A 2,097-nucleotide genomic window follows, 5' to 3' on the forward strand; every position below is an offset into this window, starting at 1 on the left:
CCGCGTTGTTCGAGGTGGTCAAAAGCGGCCGCAACCGCGACAACGTGCGCAAGCACGTCAGCACCATCCGCGAGGCCCTGCGCGAGGTGGACCCGGGCTTCGAAGGCATAGAGAACGTGCCCATGCGCGGCTTTCGCTGGGTGGGCCAGGCCGGCGCCGCCGCCCGCGCATGAAGCGCCTGCTCAACCCCAAACTGGAGCTGCCCCGGCTGGAAGTTCCGCGCCTGGGCCTGGCCGCCTTCCGCCAGCGCATCCTGCTGCGCGGCGTGTTCGTGCTGCTGGCCGTGGCCACGGTGGCGCTGAGCGTGGTGGTGCTCAAGGACGAGAAGGAACGCGCCTGGCAGGCCTACCAGCACGGCTTTGTGCGCAGCCAGGCCGAGGTCATGGCGCGGCTGCGCCATCCTTCGGGCCGGCTGGCCCTGCTCAACGCCGGCCACCTGGGCCAGGGCGTGACACCGCTGGCGCCGCTGCTGCTGCCCTACGCGGCCATCGACTTCGACGATCCGCAAAAGTCCCAGCAGGCCGTGGAGATGGCCGGCTGCTCGGTGCAGTATCCCGATGGCGCCTCGCTGTGCGCGGCCATCGGCAACAATCCCTACGCAGGCGGCTTCATCTATCTGGTGGGCAGCTTCTTCGCAGGCGAGCTGACACCGCGCGAGCGCGGCTCGCGCGAGCCCGCCCAGGCGCACCGCGCCCGCATCACGCTGGACATGCGCGGCAGCACCTACCGCTGGATCGCCCCCTATGAGGCCATGCCGCAGCAGGGCAGCAGGGCCGGCAACGGCGAGCACGGCCGGCTCACCGGCTTTGTGGACAACGGCACGCCCCAGCTTGACGCCCGCGCGCGGCCCGTGCGCGATTTCCGTGGCTGGCTCTGGCAGAACGGCCATTGCCGCGACCTGCCTCCTGGCGTGCAGGGCCATGCGGGCAATGACAAGACGCCCCCTGCAGCCGATTGCCTGCGCCGCACGCACTACTCCATCCGCCTGCCGGTCGAGCTGTTCCGCGAGGCCCTGTTCCGCAGGGACGTGCGCCCCGTCTGGCCGCCCGAAGACCTGGGCAGCATGCGTGTGCGCGTGGAAATGCTGGCCCCGGGCGAGGCGGCCGCGCCCCTGTTCGACAGCAATGCGCCGGGGGCGCAGCTGGCCGCCTCGCTCAACGACATCTCGCGCAGCCTGCTGCCCGGCGAGCGCGTGCAGATCCGCAAGGTGGGTGCCGACGAGGCCAGCGCCATCACCCTCAAGGGCGTGGATGTGCAGGCCGCGCCGTCGGCGCCCTGGCTGCTGCGCCTGATCAGCTGGCTGCCGCTGGATGCAGCCGGCGTCTCCGCCGCCACCATGACCCCGGCCGTGCCCACGGGCCAGGACATTCTGGACACGCCCACGGGCAACTACACCGTCAGCTTCACCGGCCACCCGCGCGATGTGGAGCAGGGCCTGGCCGCCGTGGCCACGCGCCTGTCCTGGTACCTGGGCGCCATGCTGGCCGCCATTGCGCTGGCCTGGCTGATCGTCGAGCTGGGGCTGATCCGCCGCGTGACCGCCCTCACCCGGCGCGCCGCCGCCGTCTCCTACAACGTGCAGGACGGCCATGTCGGGCCACGCCTGGGCGATCTCGAAGTGTCGGACCTGCGTGGTTCCGACGAGCTGGGCATTCTGGCCGGCGGCCTGGCCGACCTGCTGCAGCGCGTGAAGGACGACCTGCAGCGCGAGCAGCTGCGCGCCCAGCAGGAACGCGACATGTGGCATGCCGTGGGCCACGAGATCATGTCGCCCCTGCAATCGCTGATGGTGCTGTACGGCCCCGACGACCCCGGCCACCGCTATGTGCAGCGCATGCAGCAGGCCGTGCATGTGCTCTACGGCACGGCATCGCCGGCCGAGGCGCTGCAGGCCGCCACCGTGCCGGAGGGCCGGCTGGACCTGGACGCCTTCCTCAGCCACGTGGCGGCCAACGCGCACTATGCGGGCATTGCCGATGTGGTCTACGAAGGCGGGAACAAGAGCGGGAGCGCGGGAGCCGCCGGCGCCGTGATCGTGCGCGCCGACGAATTTGCTCTGGAGGACGTGGTCACCCACATCCTGCGCAATGCCGACAG

Annotated in this window: 1 protein-coding gene and 1 pseudogene; both read left to right on the forward strand. The window is 71.1% G+C overall.

Translation table 11 applies throughout. The annotated features are described in order from the left end of the window. Window positions 1-173: pseudogene (locus L995_RS30630) on the forward strand (DNA-binding response regulator); the annotation flags it as partial. Next, window positions 170-2,097: HAMP domain-containing histidine kinase (locus L995_RS30635; RefSeq protein ID WP_047475227.1), on the forward strand; the 1,928-nt coding region annotated here is incomplete at its 3' end. The pseudogene L995_RS30630 and the gene L995_RS30635, both read left to right, overlap by 4 nt.

It is taken from the genome of Delftia sp. ZNC0008 (genome assembly GCF_000799035.1).
GTDB classification, from domain to species: Bacteria; Pseudomonadota; Gammaproteobacteria; order Burkholderiales; family Burkholderiaceae_C; genus Comamonas; species Comamonas tsuruhatensis.